General features: G+C 65.3%; 22 protein-coding genes. 4 read left to right on the top strand and 18 right to left on the bottom strand.

All coding sequences use genetic code 11. From position 1 onward, the window contains the following. Positions 1–135 precede the first annotated feature (135 nt). Positions 136–1008: a LysR family transcriptional regulator gene (locus ACKI1H_RS15975; RefSeq protein WP_440465555.1), complete on the top strand. Its 873-nt coding sequence runs from the start codon at positions 136–138 to the stop codon at positions 1006–1008. An 18-nt stretch (positions 1009–1026) separates the two neighbouring features. Here the strand turns inward: ACKI1H_RS15975 and ACKI1H_RS15970 are convergent, their stop codons facing one another. From ACKI1H_RS15970 to ACKI1H_RS15885, 18 genes are all read right to left on the bottom strand, one after another. After that, complete coding sequence (locus tag ACKI1H_RS15970; RefSeq protein ID WP_440465554.1) at positions 1027–1800, bottom strand: 1,6-dihydroxycyclohexa-2,4-diene-1-carboxylate dehydrogenase; 774 nt, start codon at positions 1798–1800, stop codon at positions 1027–1029. A gap of 136 nt (positions 1801–1936) precedes the next feature. Further along, on the bottom strand, positions 1937–2950 hold the full coding sequence (gene benC, locus ACKI1H_RS15965; protein ID WP_440465553.1) for a benzoate 1,2-dioxygenase electron transfer component BenC: 1014 nt from the start codon (positions 2948–2950) through the stop codon (positions 1937–1939). A 78-nt stretch (positions 2951–3028) separates the two neighbouring features. Continuing rightward, positions 3029–3514 carry a benzoate 1,2-dioxygenase small subunit gene (gene benB / locus ACKI1H_RS15960; protein ID WP_037016985.1) on the bottom strand — a complete coding sequence of 162 codons (486 nt, stop codon included), beginning with the start codon at positions 3512–3514 and terminating at the stop codon, positions 3029–3031. Then, entirely contained in the window at positions 3514–4881 is a 1368-nt protein-coding gene (benA, locus tag ACKI1H_RS15955; RefSeq protein ID WP_440465552.1) for a benzoate 1,2-dioxygenase large subunit, read from the bottom strand. Before benA ends, benB begins: the two co-directional genes overlap by 1 nt. A gap of 329 nt (positions 4882–5210) precedes the next feature. Then, the gene (locus ACKI1H_RS15950) at positions 5211–6164 is read right to left on the bottom strand and encodes an AraC family transcriptional regulator (RefSeq protein WP_440465551.1); all 954 of its coding nucleotides are present in this window, start codon (positions 6162–6164) and stop codon (positions 5211–5213) included. 221 nt (positions 6165–6385) lie between these two features. After that, positions 6386–6799 carry a type IV pilin protein gene (locus ACKI1H_RS15945; protein ID WP_138526618.1) on the bottom strand — a complete coding sequence of 138 codons (414 nt, stop codon included), beginning with the start codon at positions 6797–6799 and terminating at the stop codon, positions 6386–6388. Positions 6800–6811: 12 nt separating this feature from the next. Beyond that, positions 6812–11131, bottom strand: coding sequence for a pilus assembly protein (locus ACKI1H_RS15940; RefSeq protein ID WP_440465550.1), 4320 nt, complete (start codon positions 11129–11131; stop codon positions 6812–6814). A 46-nt stretch (positions 11132–11177) separates the two neighbouring features. Next, a complete protein-coding gene (locus tag ACKI1H_RS15935; RefSeq protein ID WP_138526619.1) occupies positions 11178–11720 on the bottom strand; it encodes a pilus assembly PilX family protein in 543 nt (180 codons plus the stop codon). Next, positions 11717–12493 carry a PilW family protein gene (locus tag ACKI1H_RS15930; protein ID WP_440465549.1) on the bottom strand — a complete coding sequence of 259 codons (777 nt, stop codon included), beginning with the start codon at positions 12491–12493 and terminating at the stop codon, positions 11717–11719. Before ACKI1H_RS15930 ends, ACKI1H_RS15935 begins: the two co-directional genes overlap by 4 nt. A gap of 1 nt (position 12494) precedes the next feature. Beyond that, on the bottom strand, positions 12495–13040 hold the full coding sequence (gene pilV / locus ACKI1H_RS15925) for a type IV pilus modification protein PilV (protein WP_440465548.1): 546 nt from the start codon (positions 13038–13040) through the stop codon (positions 12495–12497). 8 nt (positions 13041–13048) lie between these two features. Next, complete coding sequence (locus ACKI1H_RS15920) at positions 13049–13561, bottom strand: GspH/FimT family pseudopilin (protein ID WP_440465547.1); 513 nt, start codon at positions 13559–13561, stop codon at positions 13049–13051. 278 nt (positions 13562–13839) lie between these two features. Then, on the bottom strand, positions 13840–15189 hold the full coding sequence (locus ACKI1H_RS15915; RefSeq protein ID WP_440465546.1) for an MFS transporter: 1350 nt from the start codon (positions 15187–15189) through the stop codon (positions 13840–13842). Between the two features lie 292 nt (positions 15190–15481). Then, on the bottom strand, positions 15482–16324 hold the full coding sequence (locus ACKI1H_RS15910) for an IclR family transcriptional regulator (protein WP_138526625.1): 843 nt from the start codon (positions 16322–16324) through the stop codon (positions 15482–15484). 285 nt (positions 16325–16609) lie between these two features. After that, the gene (zapE, locus tag ACKI1H_RS15905; RefSeq protein WP_440465545.1) at positions 16610–17689 is read right to left on the bottom strand and encodes a cell division protein ZapE; all 1080 of its coding nucleotides are present in this window, start codon (positions 17687–17689) and stop codon (positions 16610–16612) included. Further along, on the bottom strand, positions 17679–18284 hold the full coding sequence (gene pcaG / locus ACKI1H_RS15900; protein ID WP_138526627.1) for a protocatechuate 3,4-dioxygenase subunit alpha: 606 nt from the start codon (positions 18282–18284) through the stop codon (positions 17679–17681). The genes zapE and pcaG overlap by 11 nt, the downstream gene beginning before the upstream one ends. A gap of 12 nt (positions 18285–18296) precedes the next feature. After that, complete coding sequence (gene pcaH, locus ACKI1H_RS15895) at positions 18297–19016, bottom strand: protocatechuate 3,4-dioxygenase subunit beta (protein ID WP_440465544.1); 720 nt, start codon at positions 19014–19016, stop codon at positions 18297–18299. Positions 19017–19133: 117 nt separating this feature from the next. Then, positions 19134–20063 carry a pca operon transcription factor PcaQ gene (gene pcaQ / locus ACKI1H_RS15890; protein ID WP_440465543.1) on the bottom strand — a complete coding sequence of 310 codons (930 nt, stop codon included), beginning with the start codon at positions 20061–20063 and terminating at the stop codon, positions 19134–19136. Between the two features lie 6 nt (positions 20064–20069). Then, a complete protein-coding gene (locus tag ACKI1H_RS15885; protein WP_440468870.1) occupies positions 20070–20939 on the bottom strand; it encodes a helix-turn-helix domain-containing protein in 870 nt (289 codons plus the stop codon). A gap of 117 nt (positions 20940–21056) precedes the next feature. On the opposite strand from ACKI1H_RS15885, the gene pobA reads away from it, so the two are divergent. The 3 genes from pobA to ACKI1H_RS15870 all read left to right on the top strand — a co-directional run bounded on the left by pobA (position 21057) and on the right by ACKI1H_RS15870 (position 25139). Beyond that, the gene (gene pobA / locus ACKI1H_RS15880) at positions 21057–22241 is read left to right on the top strand and encodes a 4-hydroxybenzoate 3-monooxygenase (RefSeq protein ID WP_440465542.1); all 1185 of its coding nucleotides are present in this window, start codon (positions 21057–21059) and stop codon (positions 22239–22241) included. A gap of 398 nt (positions 22242–22639) precedes the next feature. Beyond that, complete coding sequence (locus tag ACKI1H_RS15875) at positions 22640–22948, top strand: hypothetical protein (RefSeq protein ID WP_138526632.1); 309 nt, start codon at positions 22640–22642, stop codon at positions 22946–22948. Between the two features lie 271 nt (positions 22949–23219). Beyond that, entirely contained in the window at positions 23220–25139 is a 1920-nt protein-coding gene (locus ACKI1H_RS15870) for a di-heme-cytochrome C peroxidase (protein ID WP_440465541.1), read from the top strand. Positions 25140–25390: the final 251 nt, after the last annotated feature.

Genomic DNA, 25390 nt, shown 5'->3' with positions numbered 1-25390 from the left:
GTCTGGGATTTCTGGATAGGCCGGGCCGCACATCGGCGATACCCGGAAGGTCTTTTCACAATTGACGAAGGATTGCGCCGGGGCCTGCAGGCAGTCCAATATCGTTGCCATCTTGTTGCATACCCTGGAGGTATCATGGAGCTGCGACACCTGCGCTACTTCCGCGAAGTGGCCGGCACCCTCAACTTCACCCGCGCCGCCGAGCGCCTGCACATCGCCCAGCCACCGCTGAGCCGGCAGATCCAGCAGCTCGAGGAACTGCTCGGCGTGCCCTTGCTGGAGCGCGGCCGGCCGCTGCGCCTGACCGACGCCGGGCGCTACTTCCACGAGCAGACCGGCACCCTGCTTTCGCAGCTGGAAAGCATCTGCGAGAGCACCCGGCGCATTGGCCACGGCGAGCGCCAGTGGTTCGGCATCGGCTTCGCACCGTCGACGCTGTATGACGGACTGCCCGAGCTGATCCGCGAACTGCGCGGCGACGCCGGGCTGGAACTGGGGCTGCAGGAAATGACCACGGTGCAACAGGTCGAAGCGCTGAAAAGCGGGCGCATCGACATCGGCTTCGGGCGCATCCGCATCGACGACCCGGTGATTACCCAGCAGGTATTGCGCGAGGAACCGATGGTCGCCGTGCTGCCCACCGGGCATCGCCTGCTCGGCGCGCCGCTGAGCCTGGAGAAGCTGGCCGGCGAGGACTTCGTGCTCTACCCCGCCAACCCGCGCCCCAGCTATGCCGACCATGTGCTGGCGCTGTTCGCCAACCACGGCCTGAGCGTGCGCGTTGCCCAGTGGACCAACGAACTGCAGACCGCCATCGGCTTGGTCGCCGCCGGCCTGGGCGTGGCGCTGGTGCCGGCGTCGGTGCAACAGCAGCACCGCGCCGACATTGGCTACGCCACACTGACCGACGCCGAGGCGGTCTCGCCGATCATCCTCAGCCAGCGCCGCGGCGACGTCAGTGCACCCCTGCAACGCTGCCTGCAACTGATCGGCGCGAACCGGCCGTAAGCGCATCATCGCGGCGCCTCAGCCCAGGTCGCCGCCACCCACCGGCAGGGTCACGCCGGTGATGTAGCTGGCTTCGTCGGAAGCGAGAAAGAGGATCGCGCCCACCTGTTCGTCGATGCTGCCGTAGCGCTTCATCAGGCTGCTCTCGACGGTCTGGTCGACGATCTGCTGGTACCAGAGCTTCTCCTGCCCGCTTTGCTGCGCCGCGTTGCGCGGGATGCGCCGGGGCGGTGCCTCGGTGCCGCCGGGCGCGGTGGCATTCACCCGTACGCCACGCTCGGCGGTCTCGAACGCCAGGCACGCGGTCAGCGCATTCACCCCGCCTTTCGCCGCGCCGTAGGGCACGCGGTTCACTCCACGGGTGGCAATGGACGAGACATTGACGATGGCTCCCGCGCCCTGTTCCAGCATCGGTACCAGTGCCGCGCGGCAGCACCACAAGGTCGGGAACAGCGAGCGGCGTACCTCGGCTTCGATCTCCTCTTCGGCGTAATGCTCGAAGGGTTTCGCCCAGATGGTGCCGCCGACGTTGTTGACCAGGATGTCGAGGCGACCGAAACGCGCGAGCGCCTGGTCGACCACGCCCTGGCAATCGGCGAAGCGCTCCAGGTCAGCGGTCAGGGTGAGCACGTCGCCCTGCTGGCCAAGGGCGTCCTGCAATTCGTGGACGATCTCTGAGCGGTCCACGGCGATGATCCGGGCGCCCTCTTCCACCAGCCGCTCGGCGACGCGCCGTCCGATGCCCTGGGCGGCGCCGGTGACGAGGGCGGTCTTGTCTTGGAATCTTTTCATGGTGACCTCATAGCCTCGGGCGGACACCCCTTGTAGGAGCGAGCTTGCTCGCGAACCAAGGCCCCGCTGCGAGGCTGTTCGCGAGCAAGCTCGCTCCTACGAAGAGCAGCACTGCCCACCATTCAGGTATCGGAGTTCAGGCCGCGCTCGCGGCAAACTTCTCGTAGTAGAAATTCGCTGGCGTAATCCCCTGCTCGCGAATGAACTGGCTCACCGCCTCGACCATCGGCGGCGGGCCACAGAGGTAGAGGTCCACCTCGCCGTCGTTCAGGTGTGCCGGCTCGATGTGCTGGGTGACGTAGCCCTTGTGCGGGTAGCTGCTCTCCGGACTCGCCACACAAGCGCTGAAGGTGAAGTTGGGAATGCGCGCGGCGAAGGCTTCCAGGCGGTCCATTTCCACCAGGTCGAAGTCGTGGGTAACACCGTAGATCAGGTGCAGCGGATGCTCGCTGCCACGCTCGGCGATCTGTTCGAGCATCGCGGTGAAGGGCGCCAGCCCGGTGCCGCCGGCCAGCAGCAACAGCGGCCGCCTGATCTCGCGCAGGTAGAAGCTGCCCAGCGGGCCGGCCAGGGTCATGGCATCACCGTCTTTCGCCAGGCCCGTGAGGAAGCTGCTCATCAGGCCGCCCGGTACGTTGCGAATCAGGAAGCTGACCTCACCGCCCTTCTGCAGCGAGCTGAAGGAGTAGGCGCGGCTCTGCTCGCTGCCCGGCACCTGCAGGTTGACGTACTGCCCCGGCAGGAAAGCCAGCTGGCTCAGCGACTCGCCCTTGATCGACAGCGCGATGGTGCTTTCGGAGAGCTGGCGCACCGCGCTGATGCTGGCCTGGAAACTGGCCTGGGCAGTCTTGCAGACTTGCGAAGAGGCCGGTACGCGCACCACGCAATCGCTCTGCGCACGCATCTGGCAAGTGAGCACGTAGCCCTGCTCGGCTTCGTCCTCGGTCAGCGCGTCCTCGATGTATTCCTGGCCGAGGTCGTAGCGGCCGGCTTCGGCGAAGCACTTGCAGGTGCCGCAGGCGCCATCGCGGCAGTCCAGCGGAATATTGATGCCCTGGCGATAGGCCGCGTCGGCCACGGTTTCGCTGGAGCTGGCGTCGATGAAGCGGGTAACGCCGTCTTCGAAGTTGAGGGCGATCTTGTGGTTCATGGCGTGCACCTCGGCACCGCGCAGGCAGCGTCGCGCGCGGCGAATCCACGCGCGCGACGCACGGCCCTGACGGCGGAATCAGATGTGGTAGATGTCGATGACTTGCCTGACGTAGTCGTTCTTCAGCACGACCTTCTTCGCCTTCACCAGCGGCTGCTCGCCACGCACATCGAGCGTGTAGAAGCTGGTGCCGAAGTAGCTGTCGACGGTCTTGTAGCGGAAGCTCAGGGTGTGCCAGTTGAAGCGCACCTGGCATTGCCCGTCGGCCTCGCCCAGCACCTCGATGTTGCTGAGGTTGTGCGAGGTGCGGGTGTCCGGCAGGGTCGCGCTGGAGCGCTCGGTCTTGATGCGGAAGACTCGGTCTTCCAGGCCGCCACGGTTGCCGTACCAGATCAGCGAGATTTCCCGCTGCGGGTCTTCGGTGAGCTGGTCGCGGTCGTCCCAGGAAGGCATCCAGAAAGTGGCGTCGGCGGCGTACAACTCCAGCCAGGCGTCCCAGTCCTTGTCGTCGAGGTAGCGAGCTTCGCGGTAGAGGAAGTCGCGGACGAGTTCGTAACGGCTCATCACACGCCCTCCTCTTTCAGTGCAATGCGGTTGGCCTGCTCGGCGGCCAGCACATCGATCATGGTCTGCTGCCAGTACTGGTGTTGCAGCACGAACAGCCCCTCGTCCTCGGTGCGCACGCCGGACAGCGCCGGCGCCAGGTCGATTTCCCGCGCTGCGTCGTCGCCCCCTTCGATCCAGTGCTTCGCCCCGCGCGACATGTCATTCCAGCCGCCGGCACTGCCCTGGTAGGCCTGCTGGCAGGAGCGGAATTCCTCCAGGTCGTCCGGCGTGGCCATGCCGCTGACGTTGAAGAAATCCTCGTACTGGCGGATGCGCTGGGCGCGCGCCTCGGCACTCTCGCCCTTGGGCGCAATGCAGTAGATGGTGATTTCGGTGCGGTTGACGTCGATGGGCCGGGCGACGCGGATCTGCGAGCTGAACTGGTCCATCAGGTAGACGTTGGGGTACAGGCAGAGGTTGCGCGAGTTCTCGATCATCCAGTCGGCGCGGGCCTGGCCATGGTCGCGGGCCAGTTCGTCGCGGCGCTCGAAGGCCGGGCGCGCCTCGGGGTTGGCCCAGCGGGTCCAGAGCAGCAGGTGGCCGTGGTCGAAGGAGTAGAAGCCACCGCCTTGCTTGGCCCAGCCGCCGGCACTCATGGTCTTCACCTCGCTGCCAGCCTCGCGCGCCTGGCGCTGGTTCTGGGTCGCGGCGTAGTTCCAGTGCACGGAGCTGACGTGATAGCCGTCGGCGCCGTTCTCGGCGGTGAGCTTCCAGTTGCCTTCGTAGAGGTAGCTGGAGGAACCGCGCAGGACTTCCAGGCCCTCGGGGGACTGGTCGACGATCATGTCGATGATCTTCGCCGACTCGCCCAGGTGCTCCACCAGCGGTTTGACGTCGGCCTTCAGGCTGCCGAAGAGGAAGCCACGGTACGACTCGAAGCGCGCCACTTTGGTCAGGTCGTGGGAGCCTTCGCAGTTGAAGCCTTCCGGGTAGCCCGCCTCGGCCGGGTCCTTGACCTTGAGCAGCTTGCCGGAGTTGTTGAAGGTCCAGCCGTGGAACGGGCAGGTGTAGCTGGAACGGTTACCGGACTTGTGCCGGCAGAGCATGGCGCCCTTGTGGCTGCAGGCGTTGAGGAAGGCGTTGAGCACGCCATCCTTGTTGCGCGCGATGAAGATCGACTGGCGGCCGATCGTCGTGGTCAGGAAGTCATTCTTCTCGGGAATCTGGCTTTCATGGGCGAGGTAGACCCAGTTGCCTTCGAAGATGTGTTTCATCTCCAGGTCGAACAGGCGCGGGTCGGTGAACATCTCCCGCCGGCAGCGGTAGACGCCCTTCTCGGGGTCTTCCTCAAGCAGTGAACGCAAGTAGTCGATACCCAGGGACATGGCCGGGGCCTCCGTTGTTATTGTTCAGGCAGGCTCAGGTTAGGGCTGGGTTGGAGGGGGCAATATCCGCTGAGTGCAGAGTGCTATCCGTTTTGTGCAGGGCGATCGACTTATGGATAGCGGCAGGATGATCGCCGATTTTTTCGCGCGCAGAGGACAGTCCCCTCTCCCTTCAGGGGGAGGGTTAGGGAGGGGGCGTTCAAAGCCCGCACCAATACATCATCAGCGCAGCCGGCACCCTCTCCCCAGCCCTCTCCCTGAAGGGAGAGGGGGCTGATCGGCGTGAGCGATCAGGGCGGTGTCACTCTGGACCAACGACAGAGCTGGATTCAGCCGCGCCGCCTGAACGTCTCCGACGGCAACTCGCCAAACTGCTGCCGATACCCTTCGGCAAACCGCCCCAGGTGCAGGAAGCCATAGTCCAGCGCCAGCTCGGTCACGCTGCGGACATTGCACGCCGGGTCCGCCAGGCAGGCGCGGATGCGCTCCAGCTTCAGGCGACGAATGTACTGGCGCGGCGTGGTGCCCGCGTGGCGCTCGAACAGCGCGTACAACGAACGCAGGCTCATGGACGCCTGGCGCGCCAGGGCCTCGACGTCGATGTCTTCGCGCAGGTGGTCTTCGATGTAGGCCTCGATGCGTTCGAAGGAAGCACTGGCACCCGCGATGGGCTCGCGGCTGACGTTGGTCTTCAGCAGGGTCAGCAGCTTGCTGGCGACTATCTGCTGGTAGTGCTCGTCGACCCGAGCCAGGCGCTCGCCGGCTTCGGACTCCTGGCAGACCATCGACAGGAGATTGACGAAGCCTTCCAGCTCGCCCAGCTGGTAGCGGTTTTCGGTGAAGCGCACACCGGTGCGCGGAGAGTTCCAGCGCTGCTCGGCGCAGATGGCTTCGAGCAGGGCCACCGGAATCTTCAGGATGAATTTCTCGCAATCGTCCGAGTAGGTCAGGTCGACCGGATCGTCCGGGTTGATCAGCAGCAACTCGCCGGGTGCCAGGTAGTGTTCCTGGCGCTGGCCGCGCCACAGGCAGTGGCCGCTGAGCAGGATTTGCAGGTGGAAGATGTTCTCCAGCGCAGGAGAGGTGACGCGTACCGCGCCGCCGTAGCTGATGCGGCACAGGTCGAGACTGGCGAAGCGGCGGTGGTTCAGGCTGGCCTGGGGATGGCCGTGGGCCGGCAGGCGCAGGTCGTGGGTGCCCACATGCTGGTTGACGTAGCCGGACACCGCATAGGGGTCGGCGCGCTCGAACACGCGGCTGCGCTCGCTCAGCAGGCTTTGCATACAGGCACTCACTCTTGTGTTTGGCCGCGCTCTTCGTCACGGCTCGTGCGCCCAGTCTATGCCGTGGTCCGGAATACGGACATCGGCCGGGATGGACGGTCGTGCGGGCAATCCAGATGCCAGGCAGGCCCGCGAATCCGCTTCACCCTAGGGGCCGGTAACGGCCGGCGCAATTCGACTTGCGGCGCAGTGTTCGCCAATCGCACGCTTTCGGCGCCTACTCATTGCCAGCAGGTGGTGCCAGTCCCCGTACCGGTGTTGCTGCGGGTGCCGGCCTGGTCGAGGCTCAGCGTCAGGCACTGACCATCCTTGGCCTGGGAACCCTTGGCAGTGGCAGTGAGCGTGTAGGCGGTGGCGGTGACGTTGGAAATGGCCAAGCTGTAGTACTGCAGCGCGTTGACATTGCTGGTCATGTTCAGCGCCGCAGCGGTACTGGCGTAGGCGTTGTTCTGCGAGTAATAGCGCTCCTGCCGGGCCGCCGCTTCGCTGAGCACGGCCTGGGCTTCGACCCGATGACTGCGCAGCACATAACGCTGGTAACTGGGGAACGCAATGGCGGCGAGGATCGCCACGACCACGACCGCGATCATCAATTCGATCAGGGTGAACCCCCTCTCCCGCCGACGCTGGTTCATGCTTGCTCCCTATCAGTTGGCTGGCTGGATCTGCCAGGTACGCCGGCCGCTCACCGTGCCGGAGTTGGTGCGAATGGCATCCGACAGGCCGGTGGTGCCGCTGTCGGAGCCGCTGTAGGTGTATCCACCGGAGACGCTGATGTCGCCGCCCCCGGTGATGAAGGCCGAGAGCGCATCGAAGGTACCGTCGTTGTTCAGGTCGAAGACGTTGTACGGGGTCTGTCCGCCGCGCTCGGGATCGATGGCGTAGCGGGTGCCGGATAGCCCGGCCGCGCAGGTGCCGGTCTGCGGCGTGGAGCTGCTGAAGATGAGAGCGGAGCCATAGAGCGTCATGTCGTAGATCTGCCGCTCGCCGGTCACCGGCAAGTCGAAGTACCAGCCCCATTTGTTGACGTTGGCATCGGCGGTGTTGCCGGAGGTGTCGTACCAGGCCACTTCGTTGTTGCTCAGGGTGTAGATCGGGGTGCTGTTGAAGGTGCCTGTACTGAGCGTCTGCGCCTGCAGGTTGCTGCGCGTGCGCGCCGCCGTCAGCGAGGAACTGGTGGCCTCGCCGGCGATCTTGCGGTCCCAGACGCCATAGATGCTCTGTTGCGCGGTGGAGGTCTTGTCGGCAGTGAGCAGGTAGCGCCCCGTCCCGAAGGCCACGATGTAGCCGGCCCCGCTGGGGTGGTCGACCAGAGACGGCGCGACGGTGATCGGCTGGCGCGTACCGCTGGCGTTGCGCGCAACGTACAGCGGGTTGCCGCCAAAGGACACGGCGTAGCGCGCCTCCGAGGCCGTGCTGTTGAGGGGGTCGCCCACGCTGGTGTCGATCAGATCGAATCGCCAGAGGTTGCCCAGCAGGTCGCCGCCGTAGGCATAGTCGGCGATACCGTCACTGTTGGCGTCGGCCACGAACAGCCGCGACAGCCCGTTGTTGAGGGCATCCAGCGAGGCGGTCTCGGCGGCGGTCAGGCTCGGGTTGGCGGTGATCTTCTTCAGCAGCGCGCCGGTCTGGATATCGATGATCAGCAGCGAGGCGCTGCTGCTGCCGATGTCGTAGCCGTTGGGCACCAGCGCCACCCACTTGCCGTTGTGCAGGCGCGCGATGGAGGGCCGCGCCGCGGTGTAGCCGAGGCTGCTGTCGTTGTCGCTGGTGAACTCCCAGAGCAGCGTGGGCGCGGTGGGATCGGTGACATCGAGGGCGAACACCTCGCGGCCGCCAGCGCCGAGGCTGCCCAGCAGGACCTTGTGCCAGGCCGAGCCGTAGTAGACGTCGGACACCACCGGGGTGCCGTCGACGAAATAGCGGTGCTCGGTGCCCTGCTGCTTGCCATAGTCCGGTGCGGTGAGGGCGTTGAGGTTGGGGATCACCGCACTGGGGATGAAGGCGAACATCTCGGCGCCGGTGGCCGCGTTGAAGGCATGCAGCATGCCGTCGTTGGCACCGACGTAGACCACCGAGGGTTTCGCCGCCAGGGCCGTGGCGAACGCCGCATACGTCGTGCTGCCCTCCAGGGTGTCGGCCCGCGAGGCCAGGTAATCGGAGCCGCTGACCAGCACGGGCGCCGAATTGATCATGTCGCCGAGCAGCGTCGTGCGGGTACGGAAGGTGTTGTTCTCACCCCGCAGGAAACCGACCCGCGCTTGCCCCTGGGTGTCCACCACGCCCGTGACGGTGCGGTTGAGCTGGGTCTGTTGGGCAGCGGTCAGGTTGCTCCAGTTGAAGGCGGTGAGTGCTCCGCCCTTGGCGAACAGGATGTTGCGCGCACTGGGCGTGCCCAGTTGCGCCGACGCCCGCCACAGCGTGGTGGTGGTCGTGGTGACCGCGCCGGAGCTGCCGGTGGTCATGGTTCGCTGCTTTTTCAGCAGGTCTCCCGTCCAGTCGCCGGTGACGAAGCTGGTGCCGTAGGTATAGCTGCCGCTGTCCAGCGACTGCGAGTCCACCGCCACGGCAGCCACCGACGTGTTGAGCTGGAGAATGTCGTCGAACGCCGATTTCAGCTGGGCCGCCAGCTGGCTCGGGTCGCTGACCAGGAAGTAGTTATCCGGCACACCGTCGCCATCGCGGTCCCAGCTGTTGAGGTCGGTCTTGCCGTACTTGGCGGCGTACCACAGCGGGTCCTGCAGGGTAGTCACGGCGGTGGTCGCCGAGGGTGTGAAGTTGCGCGTGTGATAGGCCGGGCGATTTCCGCTGAGCGCCCCGCTGCTGCCGCTCAGGCCGGGCAGCAGGGCGCAGGTGATGGATGAGCAATCGCCGGGTGACCGACCGTCCGGGGTGTCGAGCTTGTAGCGAGTACTGCCGCTGCCGCCGCCGGTCACTTCCAGGTACACGCCATCCTTGGTGGTACCGGCCATGGTGTAGCCCATGTGCGACTCGTCCCCGGCCACCGAATATTCGGTCTGGCTGGTCACGTCCACGGTGCCGTCGCCCTTCGCCGTCACGGTATAGAGCACGATGGCATCCATGTCGTAGTCACGGCCCTGGGCGGAGTCGTCGTAGACCACGCGGAAGGTGATGGAGGTGAGGTTGCCGGCGCTGTCGCGGCTCAAGGTATCGATGTAGAACCCGGTGATCTGGCTGACCACGCCCTGGCTGACGTTCATGCTGAAGGGCACCAGGCGCAGGGTGCCCTTGCTGGTCTTGATGCGGATATTCGGCAGGGTCGAGGACAGCGCGATGGAAAAGCTCTGCACCTTGTTCGAACCGGCAGTGGTGAGGACGTTCTGGCTGCCAAAGTAGGACACGGCCGAGGTCGCGTAGCTGCCCTGGCGCGTGGGCTCCTCGGCAAGCCCGCGGATCGTGGCGAAGCTGCTCGCGGTCTTGGCGGTGGGCGCCGAGTCGTTGGTGCCGCCGGACTGGCCGACGTTCACCGAAACACTGCCACCGACTTCGCGGCTCCACAGGGTCGCACCGATACTGGCGAAGTCGAAGCCGATGTCGGTGGTCGGCCGGCTGTCGGTGCCCAGGGTGCTGCCGGGCACGTCGGAATCGTAGCTCGGGTTGACGTCGCTCATCAGCGTCATGAACGGCCGGGTGCAGGACGGATAGGTACTGTACGGATTGCTCCAGGTGGTCAGGCTGGAAAGGCCCAGGTTGGTGTCGGCGGTGCCGGCTGCATAGGCGCTGTTGGGTGCCTTGCCCGCGTAGTAGCGCAGGGTTTCGTAGCTCATCTCGCCCAGCGGATTGCCCCAGTCGACACACTTGCCGTTGGTCAGCGGGTTGAGGTTGTAGCCGCTGGAGTCGGTGCAGCCGGTAGAGAACACCAGCCGGTCGAGGTTGGCGACGATGCCGCTGTTGTTGACGTAGCAACGGCCATTCAGGCAACCGGTACCCGTGGTGGCGTCGGTGAGGAAGCGTCCGTTGGTACTGCTGTATTCGTTGCTGAACGACGAAGCCGCCTTGCGTACCACGCCACCACGCAGGTTGTTGGTGTAAGTCCCGGTTACCAGGCCGAAGTACATCTTGTCCGCCGAGCCGTAGTCGTGCAGCACGCCGGTCGGTTTGTAGACGCTGCCGTACTGCGTGCAGTTGCTTTCCAGCAGACCCGCCACACAGACCCGCACACGCACGTTGAGGTCATAGGCCGGGACGATGGTGGTGTCGCTGTTGGTGGTGCTGGTGAGGGTGTTGGTGCCCTGGGCCGACTCGCGCGACACCCAGCCCCAGATTCGGTAGGTCCCCAGGGTCTGCTGGGTGCTGGTAATGATCCTCAGCCTCGGCACCGCAGTACTGTTGTACGCACCCAGTGTGCCGGTGCCGATCGAGGTATTGGCGAAGAGCACGTACTTGCCGTTGGTGGGCGCGCTGATCGGCGTGTAGTCGGCGATGCTGTAGCCATCGCGGGCGACGCTCAGGTACTCCTTGCCCCAGCTGTGCGCGTCGTTGGGAATGAAGGCTCGCTCCAGCACGGTCGACAGCGCGGTGTCGGTAGAACGGTAGCCGCCATAGAGCACCTTGCGCAGCACATCCTGGCGTGACATGGTCAGGTAATTGAGGTAGTCCCCACTCCAACGGCCCACGGCGCTGGTGCACTTCTTGTTCGCTGTGGTGGAAGACGGGGTGAATGCTCCGCTGAGTGCATCGTAGAGGTAGCACTTGTAGGAATCGAAGTAGCCGGTGTAGTCGATGGCGGGCTTGTAGTAGGTGTCCAGCTGGCCATCGCCGTCGATGTCGGAAGCATCGTTATAGGCCGGGAAATAGAGCTTCTGGTCACGACCGACCACCAGCATGTTCATTGGCGGGGCGATGTTGCTGACGAACAGGGGCGTCTGCGCCAGTGACGCGCCCCACGCCTGGGCACCCGCCAGGCAGGACAGCAGCAGGACCAACGTCGCGCGCAGCATTCTCATGGGGTAACAAGCCATGGCGTCGGCATCCTTGTACGAGCGCAACGATTCACTGGATCACCAGCCCGAAGGTGGAGCGCAGGCACAGCGCATCGGCGCCGCAGGCCTTGCTGGTCGCGGTGCCCTTGTAGGCCTGGGAGTTGACCTCGTAGTAGTAGGTGCACCCCACCTGCCCCTTCGACAGGTAGGAGTTGGCGCTGCCACCCCCACCACCCTTGCAGTTGTTCGAGATGTAGCGCAGGTACCAGCGCGCACTGCGCAGCAGGCTGGTGCCGCCGTCCATGCCGGAGTAGAGGTTGGACTTGCTGAAGTCGGTGCTGTAATTGGTTGCCGCCGCAGTGAAACAGGGCGAGGTGCCCGCCGTGCAGTTGTCCAGTGCGCGGGTGTTCTTGCGCAGGCGCCCTTCCCCTTCGCGCAGCGCGGACTCGGCCGCGCTCATCAGCCGCTGCTGCTCCAGGCGATTGCCGGTCATCCGCCCTTCCAGTTGCATGCCGCGCATGCCGCTGACGGCAGCCAGGGTGATCAGCAACAGCATCACCAACGCGACGAACAGCACCGCACCGCGCTGCCGTTGGAAGGACAGTCCGTTCATGGCATCAGGTTCCTCAACATGCTGGTACCGCTGACGATGCGCCGCACGGGCCCGTCGCCGTCGGTGCAGGCCTTGCTGCCGTAGAGGTCCTGCCAGCGCTGGCAGGTAGTGGCAGTCAACCCGCCACTCACCGAGTCGCTGCTGGCCAGCAACAGGGCGTAGCGCAGGCTGCGCACCGTCTGGCCGGTGGCGGGCGCGGCGACGTACTTCGCGACCTGGCGATTGAATTCGTCGCTCTCGCTGTCCACCCCGAAGTCGAAGCGCAGCGCCACTACGTTCTCCACCAGGGTGCTGCCGTTGCAGGTCAGCTGGCCGTTACTCAGGGTGAGTTTCTCGACCACATTGTTGCTCGGGCTGTAATTGCTGTAGGGCTTGTTGACCCCCGCGCGGCTTGCCAGCGAAGCGCCGGTGCAATCGACGTCGGTGGTGTCGCGCGGCTGGTAGCGCAGGCAGACGGTATTGGCATCCACCCGCACCAGCGCCTGGCCGGCCGAGAAGACGCAGCCGTTGCTGGTCTGCGCGGGAAACGCGGCGGTCATCCGCGAGGACGGCAGGCGCCGGTAACCGGCTTTCGACAGGCGCCCCTCCAGCATCTGTTGCGCGTAGCGCGCGTTGTCCTGGTTCTGCGCCTGGCCATCGAAGTAACGCGAACGGTTCTGCCCGTCGAGGAACATCTGGGTCACGCCCAGGATCAGGAACAGGCTCAGGCCCATGGCGATCATCAGCTCGATGAGCGTCACCCCGGACTGAGCCCCCGCACTTGGCCGACGCATCCTAGGGTTCCTCCCGCAGCACGTATCGGCAGATGGTGTTGTCACCCGTGGCGTTGGCATCCAGGCACTCGCCCGCCTTCACCCGCCAAGCCAGCTGTATCTCGATGGCCGACCCACTGTTGCTGCACTTGCTGGTGCCATTGGTGCGGCAGACATAGAACTCGCTGGCCAGCTCCGAGGCACCCGGCAGCGCCTGGTTCACCCGCTGCGCCCAGCAGGCCAGGCGCTGGCTGGCGGTCAGCGTCGCCAGTGAGGCACAACTGCTGGGAGCGGTGGGAAACGAAGCGCTGGCAGCCTTGTAGTAGCCCCAGCTGGCCGGTGGCACCACCTGGGCCGCGCTGCCGTCCTGGGTGGAGTAGATATCGGTGCGCATCATCTCCATCAGCTCGTCCGCCAGCTCCGCCGCGTTGCTGCGCAGGATGGTGTCCTGGGCATAGCTGATGGTGCGCCCTTGCATCGCCAGCATGCCCAGCACGCCGAAACAGGTAACCAGCAGGGCCACCATGACCTCCACCAGACTGAATCCCGCCGTACACCGGTTCGCCATGCTCCGCCTCATTGGCCGCTAGCTCCCTGCAGGCTGATGTAACCCGAAGCGGCCACCTTGATGCTGAACGCCTTGCTGGTGCCGCTGCTGGAAATGCCCAGATCAGCCGCCGCGGCGGTGCCATCGGGCTTGAACGAAAGATTGCTGATGCTGCTGCTCACGCTGAGGCTGCTCGGCAGATCCAGACGCTGGCTCACCACAGCAGTGGTGATCGACGCGCAGGTGCTGGCGCGCACGACTACCCACTGCAGGTTTCCACTGCTGGGGCAAAGCGTGAGGGTCTGGCGGGTATTCACGGCGTCGGCGCGAGACGCCTGGAGCAGGCGATAAAGCGTCGAGGAGGCGCTTTGCACCCGGCTGGATTCGATCAGGTAGCGGAAGCCTGGCAAGGCCACGCCGGCGAAGATCGCCAGCAGTGCGACAACCACCATCAGCTCCACCAGGGAAAAGCCTTCCTGGCGTCCGCGACCCCGCCGCAAGGTCAGGCGGGAAAATGAGCATCCAACTGCATGAAGAACCATGGATATTTCCAACGATGGTCAGGTGGCCGGGCCCCGTGTGGAGCCCCCCTTGCGGGGTGCCAGGACAAAGATTGGCTAATGGTCCGACAGCAATTTCTTCAGGGAGTTGAATCTATTTCAGCGAAACGGAACGTTTTTTCGACCGTTCATTCCCGCTCAGCGACCGTTCATCCTTTTGACGCCAGAACCACCGACATTGCGTCGAGTTCCGTAGCGCCGTAAACGCCTGCTGGCGGAAAGGCCGCGACCTTGCACCGCGGCCCTATCGGAAGCGTCTGTCAGGTGGCGTCCGCGTGGCTCACCAGCCCCTTGATCACTACGGCGGCCGTGGCAATGGCAGCCGGCACCATCAGCGCAGTCAACACCTGTTCGAAGTTCCAGCCCAGGCCCAGCAGGGTCGCGCCGATCCAGGCACCGAGGATGGCGCCGAAGCGGCCGATACCGAGCATCCAGGAAACTCCCGTGGCGCGGCCCTGGGTCGGGTAGAAGCGCGCCGCCAGAGACGGCATGGCCGACTGTGCGCCGTTCACACACATGCCGGCAGCCAGCACCAGGGTCGCCAGCAGCGTGACGGTGCCCAGGCTCTGCCCGACGAAGTAGGCGAACACCCCGGCCAGGCAATAGAAGATGCCGATGACCTTGTGCGGGTTGAAGCGGTCCATGGCCCAGCCCACCGCCACCGAACTGAGCACCCCGCCAAGCTGGAACAGCGCACCGATGAACGCGGCCTGCTCCATGCTCGCACCGGCGTCACGCATCAGCGTCGGCAGCCAGCTGGTGAGCAGATAGACGATCACCAGGCCCATGAAGTAAGTCAGCCACAGCAGCAGGGTTCCCGCGCTGTAGGTGCCGGAGAAGATCACCTTGAACACGTTTCGGCTCTGCACCGTCTTCTGTTCCGGCACGCTGAAGTCACGGGCGGTGACCACTTCGGACGGCGCGATGGGCGCCAGCACGCGCTTGACCTTCTCCGCCCCGCGATTGCGCACCACCAGGAAACGCGCCGACTCCGGCAGCCACACCAGCAGCACCACCGCTAGCAGCAGCGGCAGCACGCCGCCGAGCAGCAGCAGGCTGTGCCAGCCGTAGGCCGGGATCAGCTTGGCGGAGACGAAGCCGCCCGACGCCATGCCCAGGTTGAAGCCGCAGAACATGCTGGTCACCAGCAGCGACTTGAGACGCTCAGGGGTGTACTCCGAGAGCAGCGTGGTGGCGTTGGGCATCGCCGCCCCCAGGCCGATGCCGGTCAGCAGGCGCAGCGCCATGAGCTGTTCGAGGTTGCTGCTGTAGGCCGAGAGCAGGCTGAACAGGCCAAAGAGAAACACCGCCACCACCAGCACGCCCTTGCGCCCGAAGCGGTCGGCCAGCGGTCCGGAACCCAGGGCGCCGAACACCATGCCGATCAGCGCGGCGCTCATCACCGGGCCGAGGCTGGCGCGGTCGATGCCCCAGTCCTGGGTCAGCGCCGGGGCGATGAAGCCCATGGCGGCGGTATCCAGGCCGTCGAGGAAAACGATGAGGAAGCACAGCAGCACGATGCGGCACTGGTACAGCGACAGCGGCTGGGCGTTGATGAAGGACTGGACGTCGAGGGTGCCGGCAGCGGGCACGTGAGCGGAACTGGTCATGCGAAGACTTCCTGCGAAGGCGTCGTCGCGGGAAGGCCGGCAGGATCGCCCTGCACTCCCGCAAGCTGGACAGGAATGAGTCGCGAGCCGGTGGACGCACGGACCGGCGGATGGGGCAGGCACACAGGGGCCATGGCTGACGCTCATTGTTGTTATTGCCCGTCCGGCTGGACGGGTCGAGCAACAGTACGAAGAGACGCCCGGCCGTTCAATTCGATAATCGCGCCAGTGGGCGGTTAGCGAACGGGGATTGCCAATGGCCGGCGTAAGACGCGCCGGCCCTCCCCCACACTCAATGGAACAGCCGCGTGCCCAGCTCGCGACTGGCCTCCAGCAACACCGGCAGGAAGCGCGTTTCCAACTCCTGGCGCGACACACGGCCAGCATGGGTACCGACGTTCAACGCAGCCAGAACCTGGCCGGCGGAGTCCTTCAGCGGCACGGCGATGGAGCGCAAGCCGACTTCCAGCTCCTGGTCGATGATCACCCAGCCCTGCTGGCGGATTTCGGCGATGCTCGCGCGGAGCATTTCCGGGGTGTGCACGGTGCGGCTGGTCTTCACCTGCAGATCGGCGTGGACCAGGTAATCCTCCAGCGCTTCGTCGTTCAGCCCGGCGAGCAGGATGCGGCCCATGGACGTGCAGTAGGCCGGCAGGCGGCTGCCAACGCTCAGGTCCACCGAGATCAGGCGCTGCGGCGTGGCCGAACGGGCGATGTAGAGAATTTCGTCGCCTTCGAGCGTGGCCATGGAGCAGGCCTCGTGCAGTTGCTCGCTCAGGCGGTCGAGGATCGGCTGGGCGGTGACCGCCAGCGGCGTCGAGGACAGGTAGGCGTGGCCGAGGGTCAGTACCTTGGGCAGCAACGAATACGTGCGACCGTCGGAGGTGACGTAGCCCAGTTTCATCAGCGTGTGCAGGCAGCGGCGTACGGCTGCGCGTGGAATCTCGGTGCGGTGGCTGATCTGCGCGATGGTCAGGTGGCGCTTGCGCTCCTGGAACGCATGGATCACCGCCAGGCCACGGGCAAGCGAGGTCATGAAGTTCGGGTCGCCGGTGAAGGCCTCGATGCGCTTGGCCGGTGAAGCGATGATCGGCGGCGCGAGGGGCGGCAGGCTGGCACGGGGGGCATCGGTCATTGTTGTTGTCCTGGCAGGCGAGTGCCGGGCGATTATCGACACGCACGGGCGATTATCGCAACACGACTGACCGATTATCGAACGGAGCTTATCGACACCCCGTACCACTGGCGTAGGGCGCATAACGCGCCAGCGTTATCCGCCGTTCACAAGCCGGCGCATCGGTGCCGACCTGGGTTCGCGAGCAAGGACCAGGCGTCCCCCTCAGTCCCGCGGGTATACGCCAGCGCGCTCTTCGTAGGAGCGAGCTTGCTCGCGAACAGGGCCAACAGCCGGCGCGAGGGCTTACAACGGCTCCAGCTTCAACTGCCGCAAGCGGCTCAGCGTGCGCGAAAAGTCCAGCGCCGCCCCGCCCGCCGCCAGGTCCTCCAGCGACACCGTGGCAAACAGCTGCAACTTCAACTGCCGGTCATAGGCGATGTCGATGAAGTTGAGGAAACGCATGCTCACATCCGGCGGGTAGTCCGCCAGCGGGCCGAGGCCGCTCACTGCCATGCGCGGGTAGTGCTCGATCAGCCAGAGGTAATCGCTGGCCGAACGCGGGCGTTCGAACATCTCGCTGAAGTCCATCCACGCGCAGTGATCGTCGTGGGCGTGCACCTTCAGCGGGTGGTGATTGACGCTCAGCACCTCGTCGAACTTCGCATCCGCCGCCAGCCCCAGCCGCGAGCCGATCAGTTCGAGGTCATCGGCGCGAGCGGGCCAGAGAAAGCTGCCCCACTCCTCCAGCGACGTGCTGTGCTCGCGGTAGTCCTGCCCGGCATCCACCGAGATCACGTCGAAGCGTTTCTCGATCAGCTCGATGGCCGGGCGGAAGCGCTCGCGGTACAGCGGGTTCGGACAGAGGTTTTCCGGCTCGTAGTTGGACGTACAGACCAGGCCTACACCTTCGTCCACCAGCACCCTCAGCATCCGCCCCAGGAGCATGGCGTCGCCGATGTCGTGCACGTGGAATTCGTCGAAGCACAGCAGCTTGGTTTCTTCAGCGATGGCGCGGGCCACACGCACCAACGGGTCGGACTGCCCGGTGATCGCCAGCATGCGCGACTGCAATTCCTGCAGGAAGGCATGGAAGTGCACGCGGCGCTTGGCCTGGGTCGGCGCGGCGGCAAAGAACTGGTCCATGACGAAGCTCTTGCCGCGCCCCACGCCGCCCCACAGGTAGACGCCGGCCACCGGCTTGCGCAGGAAGCCATGGCGGCCGGCGAGGAAGTCGTCGAGCCAGGTGGCGAGGTGGTCCACCGCCGTCACCTGGGCCTCGTCCGCCCGGTAGCCGCGCTCGTCGAGCGCGGCCGCGAAGTGCCGCCGAACGCGGTCGGCGACCGGCTCGGCGGATGTTTCCTGTAGTCGTGTGTCAGAAGTCAAAGAACACCGTTTCCGCATTTCCCTGGACGCGGATATCAAACCGGTAAGCGAGCTTCCCGTCCACCTCGCAACGCTTTGCAATGAGGGTTTGCCGACGTTCGGGCTGCTCGATCAGGTTCAAAACCGGGTCCACGGCGTTCGCTTGCGCCTCGTCATCGAAGTACAGGCGCGTCTGCAGATGCAGGTTGATGCCACGGGCAAACAGCGAGACGTTGATGTGCGGTGCCATGGGCACGCCGGCAGCATTTTTCACCACGCCGGGCTTGATGGTCTGCACCTGCCACTCACCGGCATCGAAGGTGGTTGCCGTGCGTCCGAAGCCGTTGAAGGGCTTTTCCAGATCGAAGGCAGCGTCGTACACGCCTTCGTGATTTGCCTGCCACAGCTCCAGGAAGGAGTCGCGGATCAGGTGGCCGTTGCCGTCATACACATGGCCGATCAGCAAGATGTGTTCGCCGGGCGCGCCGGGCTTGGCCATCTCGCTCCAGATTTCCTGGTCGCGGGCCGGGTTACCGGCGGCGGCCAGCGCCAGGCCGATGTGCACGTAGGGGCCAGCAGTCTGCGAGGGGGTTTCCGGCAGCAGTTCGATAGGCATGGTCGGTCCTCCTCAGCGGTTTTCGAAGTGGGTCTTGCGCTGGCCGCGCAGCACGATGTCGAAACGGTAGGCCAGGCAGTCCATGGGGTTGGCGTTGCTCATGTCGAGCTTGGCGATCAGGCTTTGCACCGCCTCCGGGTTGGCAATGGATTTGACGATGGGGCACATCGGGATCAGCGGGTCACCCTCGAAATACAGCTGGGTGACCAGCCGTGTGGAAATCGACGGACCGCTGATGGAGAAGTGGATGTGCGCCGGGCGCCAGTCGTTCGGGCCGTTGCGCCAGGGATACGGGCCGGGCTTGATGGTGCGGAAGACGTAGCGCCCTTCGCTATCGGTCAGCGCGCGGCCGACGCCGCCGAAGTTCGGGTCCAGCGGCGCGAGGTAGCGGTCGTTCTTGTGACGGTAGCGGCCGCCGGCGTTGGCTTGCCACATCTCCACCAGGGTGTGCGGCACGGGCTTGCCGTACTGGTCCATGACCCGGCCGGAGACGATGATGCGCTCGCCGATGGGCAGGCCACCGTGGTCGAAGTTGAGCAACAGGTCGTTGTCATGCTCGCCCATCTTCAGGTGCGAGAAATCCGGGCCGCTGGTTTCGGAGACCGATTGCGGAATGCTCACCAGCGCCTGGCGCGGCGAGCGGGCGATGGAAGTCTTGTAGTCAGGCGTCAGGGCTTTGGGGTGCCAGTTTCGGTCACGAATGACGAAGCGGCTGTTCTCCGCGTCGGACATGTCGGTCTCCTCTTGTTGGATTTATAGGAGCCTGTTGCATCAGGCAGTGCGACGGAGTGTCGCCCGCCCCTCCCACGCCGAACATTGAAAAGATACCCGACAACCATAACCAAATGGTTATGGATAAGTTCCCTCTCGATACGCTTCCCCAACTTCCCGCAGCACCTCCAGGCACCAGTGCGCCCCGAGCGAAAGCGGCAGCGTCGAGTTGCTGCACACCCCTACCGAACCGCCCGGTTCCTGGACATCCAGCGGCAATTCGAGCATCTCGCCAGAGCGCAGGTCCAGGCGTACCGAATCCAGCGGGGCAATCCACAGCGCGTCGCTGGTCAACACATAACGGCGGCTGAGTACCGTGGACAGGGTTTCCAGTTTTCGCCGCGGCTGGCCGAGGCCGCTTTGCACCAGCAAGCTATCAGCAGACTTGCGGATGGTAGTACCGGCCAGCGGCAGCACCAGCGGCCAGTCGTCCAGCGCCGAAGGCGGCAGCGGGCGGCCCAGCAGCGGGTGCCCCGCGCGGGCCACCAGGGTCATGGACTCGCTGTACAGGTGCTCGAAGGTCAGCCCCTGGATCTGCGGGCTCTCGGTCATGCGGCCAACCACCAGGTCCAGCTCGCCCACCCGAAGTTGCGAGAGCAGATGCGCGCTCGGCCCGGTCACCACGCTGACCACCAGCGCCGGATGGCGCTCGTGCAGGCGCCGCACCGTCTCCGGCATCAGCAGGCTCTCCACGGTGGAAAGCACGCCCAGGCGCACGGTGCTGGAGGCGTACTCACCACCGCGCAGGCTGTTCACACCATCGCGCAGTGCCTGCACGCAGGGACCGGCGTAACGCAGGAAGGCGACACCCGCCTCCGTGAGGCTGGCACCGCTCTTGCCGCGCTCGAACAGGCTGGCTTCCAGCAGGTCCTCCAGCTCCTTGAGCGTCTTGGAAATCGCCGGCTGGCTCACCGCCAGGGCGTCCGCCGCGCGGGCCAGGCTGCCCTGGCGGGCTACCTCGAGGAAGCACACCAGGTGGCGGAACTTGATACGCGAATCGATATTCATGGCAGCTCAGCGCAGCTCGCGGAACGCACGGGGCGAAACCCCGGCGTAGCGCTTGAAGAATCGGGAGAAGTAGGCAGGTTCGGAGAAGCCCAGGCTGTCCGACACCTGCTGGATGGTCATGGCTGTGTACACCAGGTTGCGCTTGGCCTCCAGCAGCAGGCGCTGGTGGATCATCTGCAAAGCCGACTGCCCGCCCAGCCGCCGGCACAGCGCATTGAGGTGTGCAGAGCTGATGCCCAGCGCCGCCGCGTAATGCTCGATGGGCCGGTGTTCGCGGAAGTCCTGCTCCAGCAAGCGGCAGAACGCGTGTACATGCTCGACGCCACGGTCCTGCTGGCTGGCCTCGGCGCGGGACTGCGCCAGCGCCCGGCGGCTGAGCCAGACCAGCAGCAGGTTGAGCAGCGACTGCAACATCAGGTCGCGGCCCGGCGCCGACTGCGCGTACTCGCGCTCGATGGACTCGAACAGCCCATCCAGCTCGCGCTTGCCCTCGCCCACGGTGAAGCACACCGCTTGCTCCAGCACCGAGCTTTGCAGCAGGCCGCCGAGCTGCTCGGCCAGCGGCAACCCCATGCTCAGCACCCAGCCCTGCACGTCTTCGGCAAAGCGGAAACCGTGCACCGCCAACGCCGGAGTGACCTGCAGCGAAGCCTCGCGGACCGGCGTCACCTGCCCCTCCACTTCCAGCTCCGCCGCGCCGGACTGCACATAGAGCAGCTGCACCAGATCGCCATGCCGATGCGGTCGGATTTCCCAGTCGTGCAGACGGCTGCGCGAGGCGATGGATTCGCAGTGGATCAGGTCCGGCGTCGGCCACACCGTCGTTTCGCCATACAGGCGGAACACCGGGACCGGCGTGTCAGCAGGTTGTTCGATCACCGCCCACATCCATGAAAAGTCCAAGAAGACTGTTGGAAATTACCTTCAAAGGCCTTCCTCATCCACAAAAAATGCAGGAGACAAAAACAACAGCGCTCTCCAAGGAGCCACCCCATGAAGACTCAAGTCGCCATTATCGGCGCCGGCCCTGCCGGCCTCCTGCTTGGCCAGCTGCTGCACAAGGCTGGCATCGACAGCGTGATCCTCGAACGCCAGACACCCGACTATGTACTCGGCCGCATCCGCGCGGGTGTCCTTGAACAGGGCACCGCCGACCTCCTGCGTCAAGCCGGCGCCAGCGCGCGGATGGACGCCGAAGGGCTGCTCCACGACGGTTTCGAGCTGGTCCTCAACGGCCGTCGCGAACGCATCGACCTCAAGGCCCTCACTGGCGGAAAGCAGGTCATGGTCTACGGCCAGACCGAAGTCACCCGTGACCTGATGCAGGCCCGCGCGGCCAGCGGAGCGATGAGCGTGTACGAAGCGGCCGACGTGGAGCTGCATGACGTTACCTGCGAAAAGCCCTACGTCACTTTCACGCACCAGGGCGAACACGTACGCCTGGACTGCGACTACATCGCCGGCTGCGACGGCTTCCACGGCGTGGCCCGGCGCAGCATTCCCGTCGAGCGCCTGAAAACCTTCGAGCGCGTCTATCCATTCGGCTGGCTCGGCCTGCTCAGCGATACCCCGCCGGTCAACCACGAGCTCATCTACGCCAGCAGCGAACGCGGCTTCAGCCTGTGCAGCCAGCGCAGCGTCACCCGCAGCCGCTACTACCTGCAGGTGGGGTTGGACGAGAAAGTGGAAGACTGGTCCGACGAGCGCTTCTGGGAAGAACTCAAGCGCCGGATTCCCGAAGACGCCGCACGCCAGCTGGTCACCGGTCCATCGCTGGAAAAGAGCATCGCCCCGCTGCGCAGCTTCGTGGTGGAGCCGCTGCAATACGGCCGGTTGTTCCTCGTCGGAGACGCAGGCCACATCGTCCCGCCCACCGGCGCCAAGGGCCTGAACCTCGCCGCCAGCGACGTCGACGCGTTGCACCGCATCCTGGTGAAGGTCTACGGCGAAGGCCGCACCGACCTGCTGGAGCAGTATTCGCCCATCGCCCTGCGGCGCATCTGGAAGGCCGAACGCTTCTCCTGGTGGATGACCTCGATGCTGCACCAGTTCCCCGACAGCGACGCCTTCACGCGGCGCATGCTGGAGACCGAACTGGACTACTTCCTCGGCTCCGAGGCCGGCCGCACCACCATCGCGGAGAACTATGTCGGCTTGCCTTTCGAGGAGGTGGCCTGACGCCGATTTCCCAGCTCCGTAGGGCGCATAACGCGCCAGCGTTATCCGCCGTTCAAGAGCCGGCGGATAACCTGTTCCAGGTTCTTCCCCCTACGATTCTGTAGGAGCGAGCTTGCTCGCGAACCGCCTTACACCGGAGCTGCCGGTAACGTCGTTCGCGAGCAAGCTCGCTCCTACAAACAGCTCACGACTATTCTTACCCTCCAGCCACGCCGCTCGCCGCGACACCGCCGGAGGCCACCATCGACCCGGACGAAGCCAACTTCCTCAGCTACCTGCTCGCCGAAAGCGGCGACGGGGATGCGCGCGCCTTCGCCGCGCTGTACCGCTGCACCGCCCCTCGGCTCTACCCACTGGCGCTGAAGCTGAAGAGCGATCAGACAACCGCCGACGCCCTGTTGGTCGACACCTTCCTCCATGTCTGGACCGACGCCGACCGCTACCACCCCACGCGCATCGCTGCGCTGGACTGGATGGTCGCCCTGCTCTACCAGCTCGCCGACCACCCCTCCCCGCCACCCAGCGACGAACCCTGGCCGGAGCTGCCGCCACCGGACGAACTCTGGCCCACCATCCATGCGCGCCTTCCCGACGACGAAGACGACAGCCCCGGCCTGCGCTGGCCACTGATCATCGCCAGCGTGGTCGGCCTGCTGATCGGCGCGGCGATCTGCCTGAGCCTGCTGCTGGAACTGCGCCCTGGGTGATTGCCTGAAAGACGATGGGTATCGCTTCGCTCCACGCCATCCTACGAGCGTGCCACTTACCCACCCCGGAGCTCCCCGTAGGATGGGTGGAGCGCAGCGATACCCATGCTGCCGCCGCGTATAACTCCTGCCTTTGAAATCGGCGACATCCCGGCCTGCTCGCTGACCCGCCATAAAAACCCTGAATTCCGTAAGCCATCACCTTGCCAATCCGGCCGGTACTTGGCATAAACGTCCGATTCTTTTTCGCACACATAACAAGGAAGTTTCGATGCGCATTCTCGGACGCGTCCTACTTGCAGTCCTGCTACTCCTCTTGCTCGTCGGCGGCGTCATCGCCTGGTACACCGCGCATCCCAATCTCCCCGAATATTCCAAGCCGGAGAAGATGGTCCACCTCGACCAGTGGAGTCCGGCAGACCGCGAAACCTACTACTACACGCCCCAGGGCACCCAGGTGAAAGGCCTGCGCTACGACTGGTTCACCCACCTCGAGCAGCCCTTCAACAAGGACAAGTTCGCCAGCCCGGAAAACCTCGCGCGCTTCGGCTTCCTCATCGAGCCCGAGCAGATTGGACGCGCCGCCGACGACACGCTGGCCGCCACCGCGCTCACTACCACAAAGAATCCCGGCAACCTGCCCGTCGGCTTCGCCCGCCATCAGGACGGCGAGACCGGCGCCTGGTACCTCGACATCACCTGCTCCGCCTGCCACACCGGCGAGCTGCGCTACAAAGGCACTGCCGTGCGCATCGACGGCGGCGCCGCCATGCATTCCATCGCCTCCACCGTGCCCACCCTGCGCGGCGGCGCGTTCGGCCAGGCGCTGGGCGCCAGCCTCGCGTCCACCTACTACGTGCCGTGGAAGTTCGACCGCTTCGCCAAGGGTGTCCTGGGCGACCGCTATCCCAAGGGCAAAGCCGCGCTCAAGCGCGACGTGCGCAACGTCCTCGGTACCCTGCTCTCCACCGCCTGGAACGATACCCACCGCGGCCTCTACCCGACCCTGGAAGGGCCCGGCCGCGCCGACGCCTTTGGCCGCATCGCCAACAGCGTGTTCGGCGACGGCATCGACGCCTCCAACTACCGCGTCGCCAACGCCCCGGTGAACTACCCGCAGGTGTGGGACATCTGGAAATTCGACTGGGTGCAGTGGAACGGCTCCGCCATGCAGCCCATGGCGCGCAACATTGGCGAAGCCCTCGGCGTCGGCGCCACCCTGCGCCTGTTCGAAAGCGACGGCAAACCGGTGATGGGCGATGAGCGCTACGCCTCCAGCGTGCGTCTGCGCGACCTCTACACCCTCGAAGAAACCCTCAAGCAGCTGAAACCGCCGACCTGGCCGAAAGCGGTCTTCGGCGACATCGACCTGAAGAAAGCCTCCCAGGGCCGCGCGCTGTTCCAGGCCAACTGCGTCTACTGCCACGGCCCGCATGTGAAGGAACCCGGCGCGGCGGACTACATCGCCCCGGCCCGCGTGCCCGAGTGGCGCATGAAGATGGTACCCACCAGCGAGATCGGCACCGACCCGACCACCGCCGACAACATCGCCGACCACACCTTCGACGTGCGTCCGCTCAAGCTCAAGGTCGAAGAGCTCAAGGGCATGAACGTCCACCTCTATCCCGAGAACGACGAGAAACTCGACCTGTCGAAGATCTCCGCCGCCAAGGGCCTGGCCTACGTTACCGCCTTCGTCGAGCAGCGCGCCTACCGCGACGCGCACATCAGCGAAGCGCAGCAGCAGGAAATGAACGGCTACGGCCTGCCCATCGGCGTGCAGGAACTGCGTGCCTACAAGGCCCGCCCGCTGGACGGCATCTGGGCCACCCCGCCCTTCCTGCACAACGGCTCGGTGCCCAACCTGTTCCAGATGCTCTCCCCGGTGGCCGAGCGCGACGCGCAATTCTGGGTCGGCAGCTTCGAGTACGACCCCAAGTTCGCCGGCTACCGCACCGAGCGCTTCCCCGGCGGCTTCCTCTACAAGACCAGCGTCACCGGCAACAGCAACCGCGGCCACGAATTCCGCGACGGCTGCCGCAAGGACGGCGTCATTGGCCGCGCCCTGTCGCCGGAAGAGCGCTGGGCGCTGGTGGAATACCTGAAGGTACTGGGCAACGCCGAGTACGAAAGCAAACTCGACCCGAACGTCCCCAGCCAGCCGTGGACGCCCGGGCCGAAGTGCGAATAACCGGCCAGCGCTAAACGGTCTTTTGTTCTTTTGTAGGAGCGAGCTTGCTCGCGAACCCGCCCAGCTCCGGCGCCAACGGAAAATCCGTTCGCGAGCAAGCTCGCTCCTACAGGTAAAGCTCCCGAGCACCACCGAATCACCGACCCCATCCCCTCTCCCCTCAGGAAGAGGGCTAGGGAGAGGGAAACGCCCCAAAGCCAGCCCGCACGGGCCAGGGAACGGAATCCCCTCCACAAAAAGAAAACACCAAA

Origin of the sequence: Pseudomonas sp. YH-1 (assembly GCF_051990045.1) — a bacterium.
Taxonomy (GTDB): domain Bacteria; phylum Pseudomonadota; class Gammaproteobacteria; order Pseudomonadales; family Pseudomonadaceae; genus Pseudomonas; species Pseudomonas nicosulfuronedens.
This window is presented reverse-complemented; position numbering and strand designations above follow the sequence as displayed.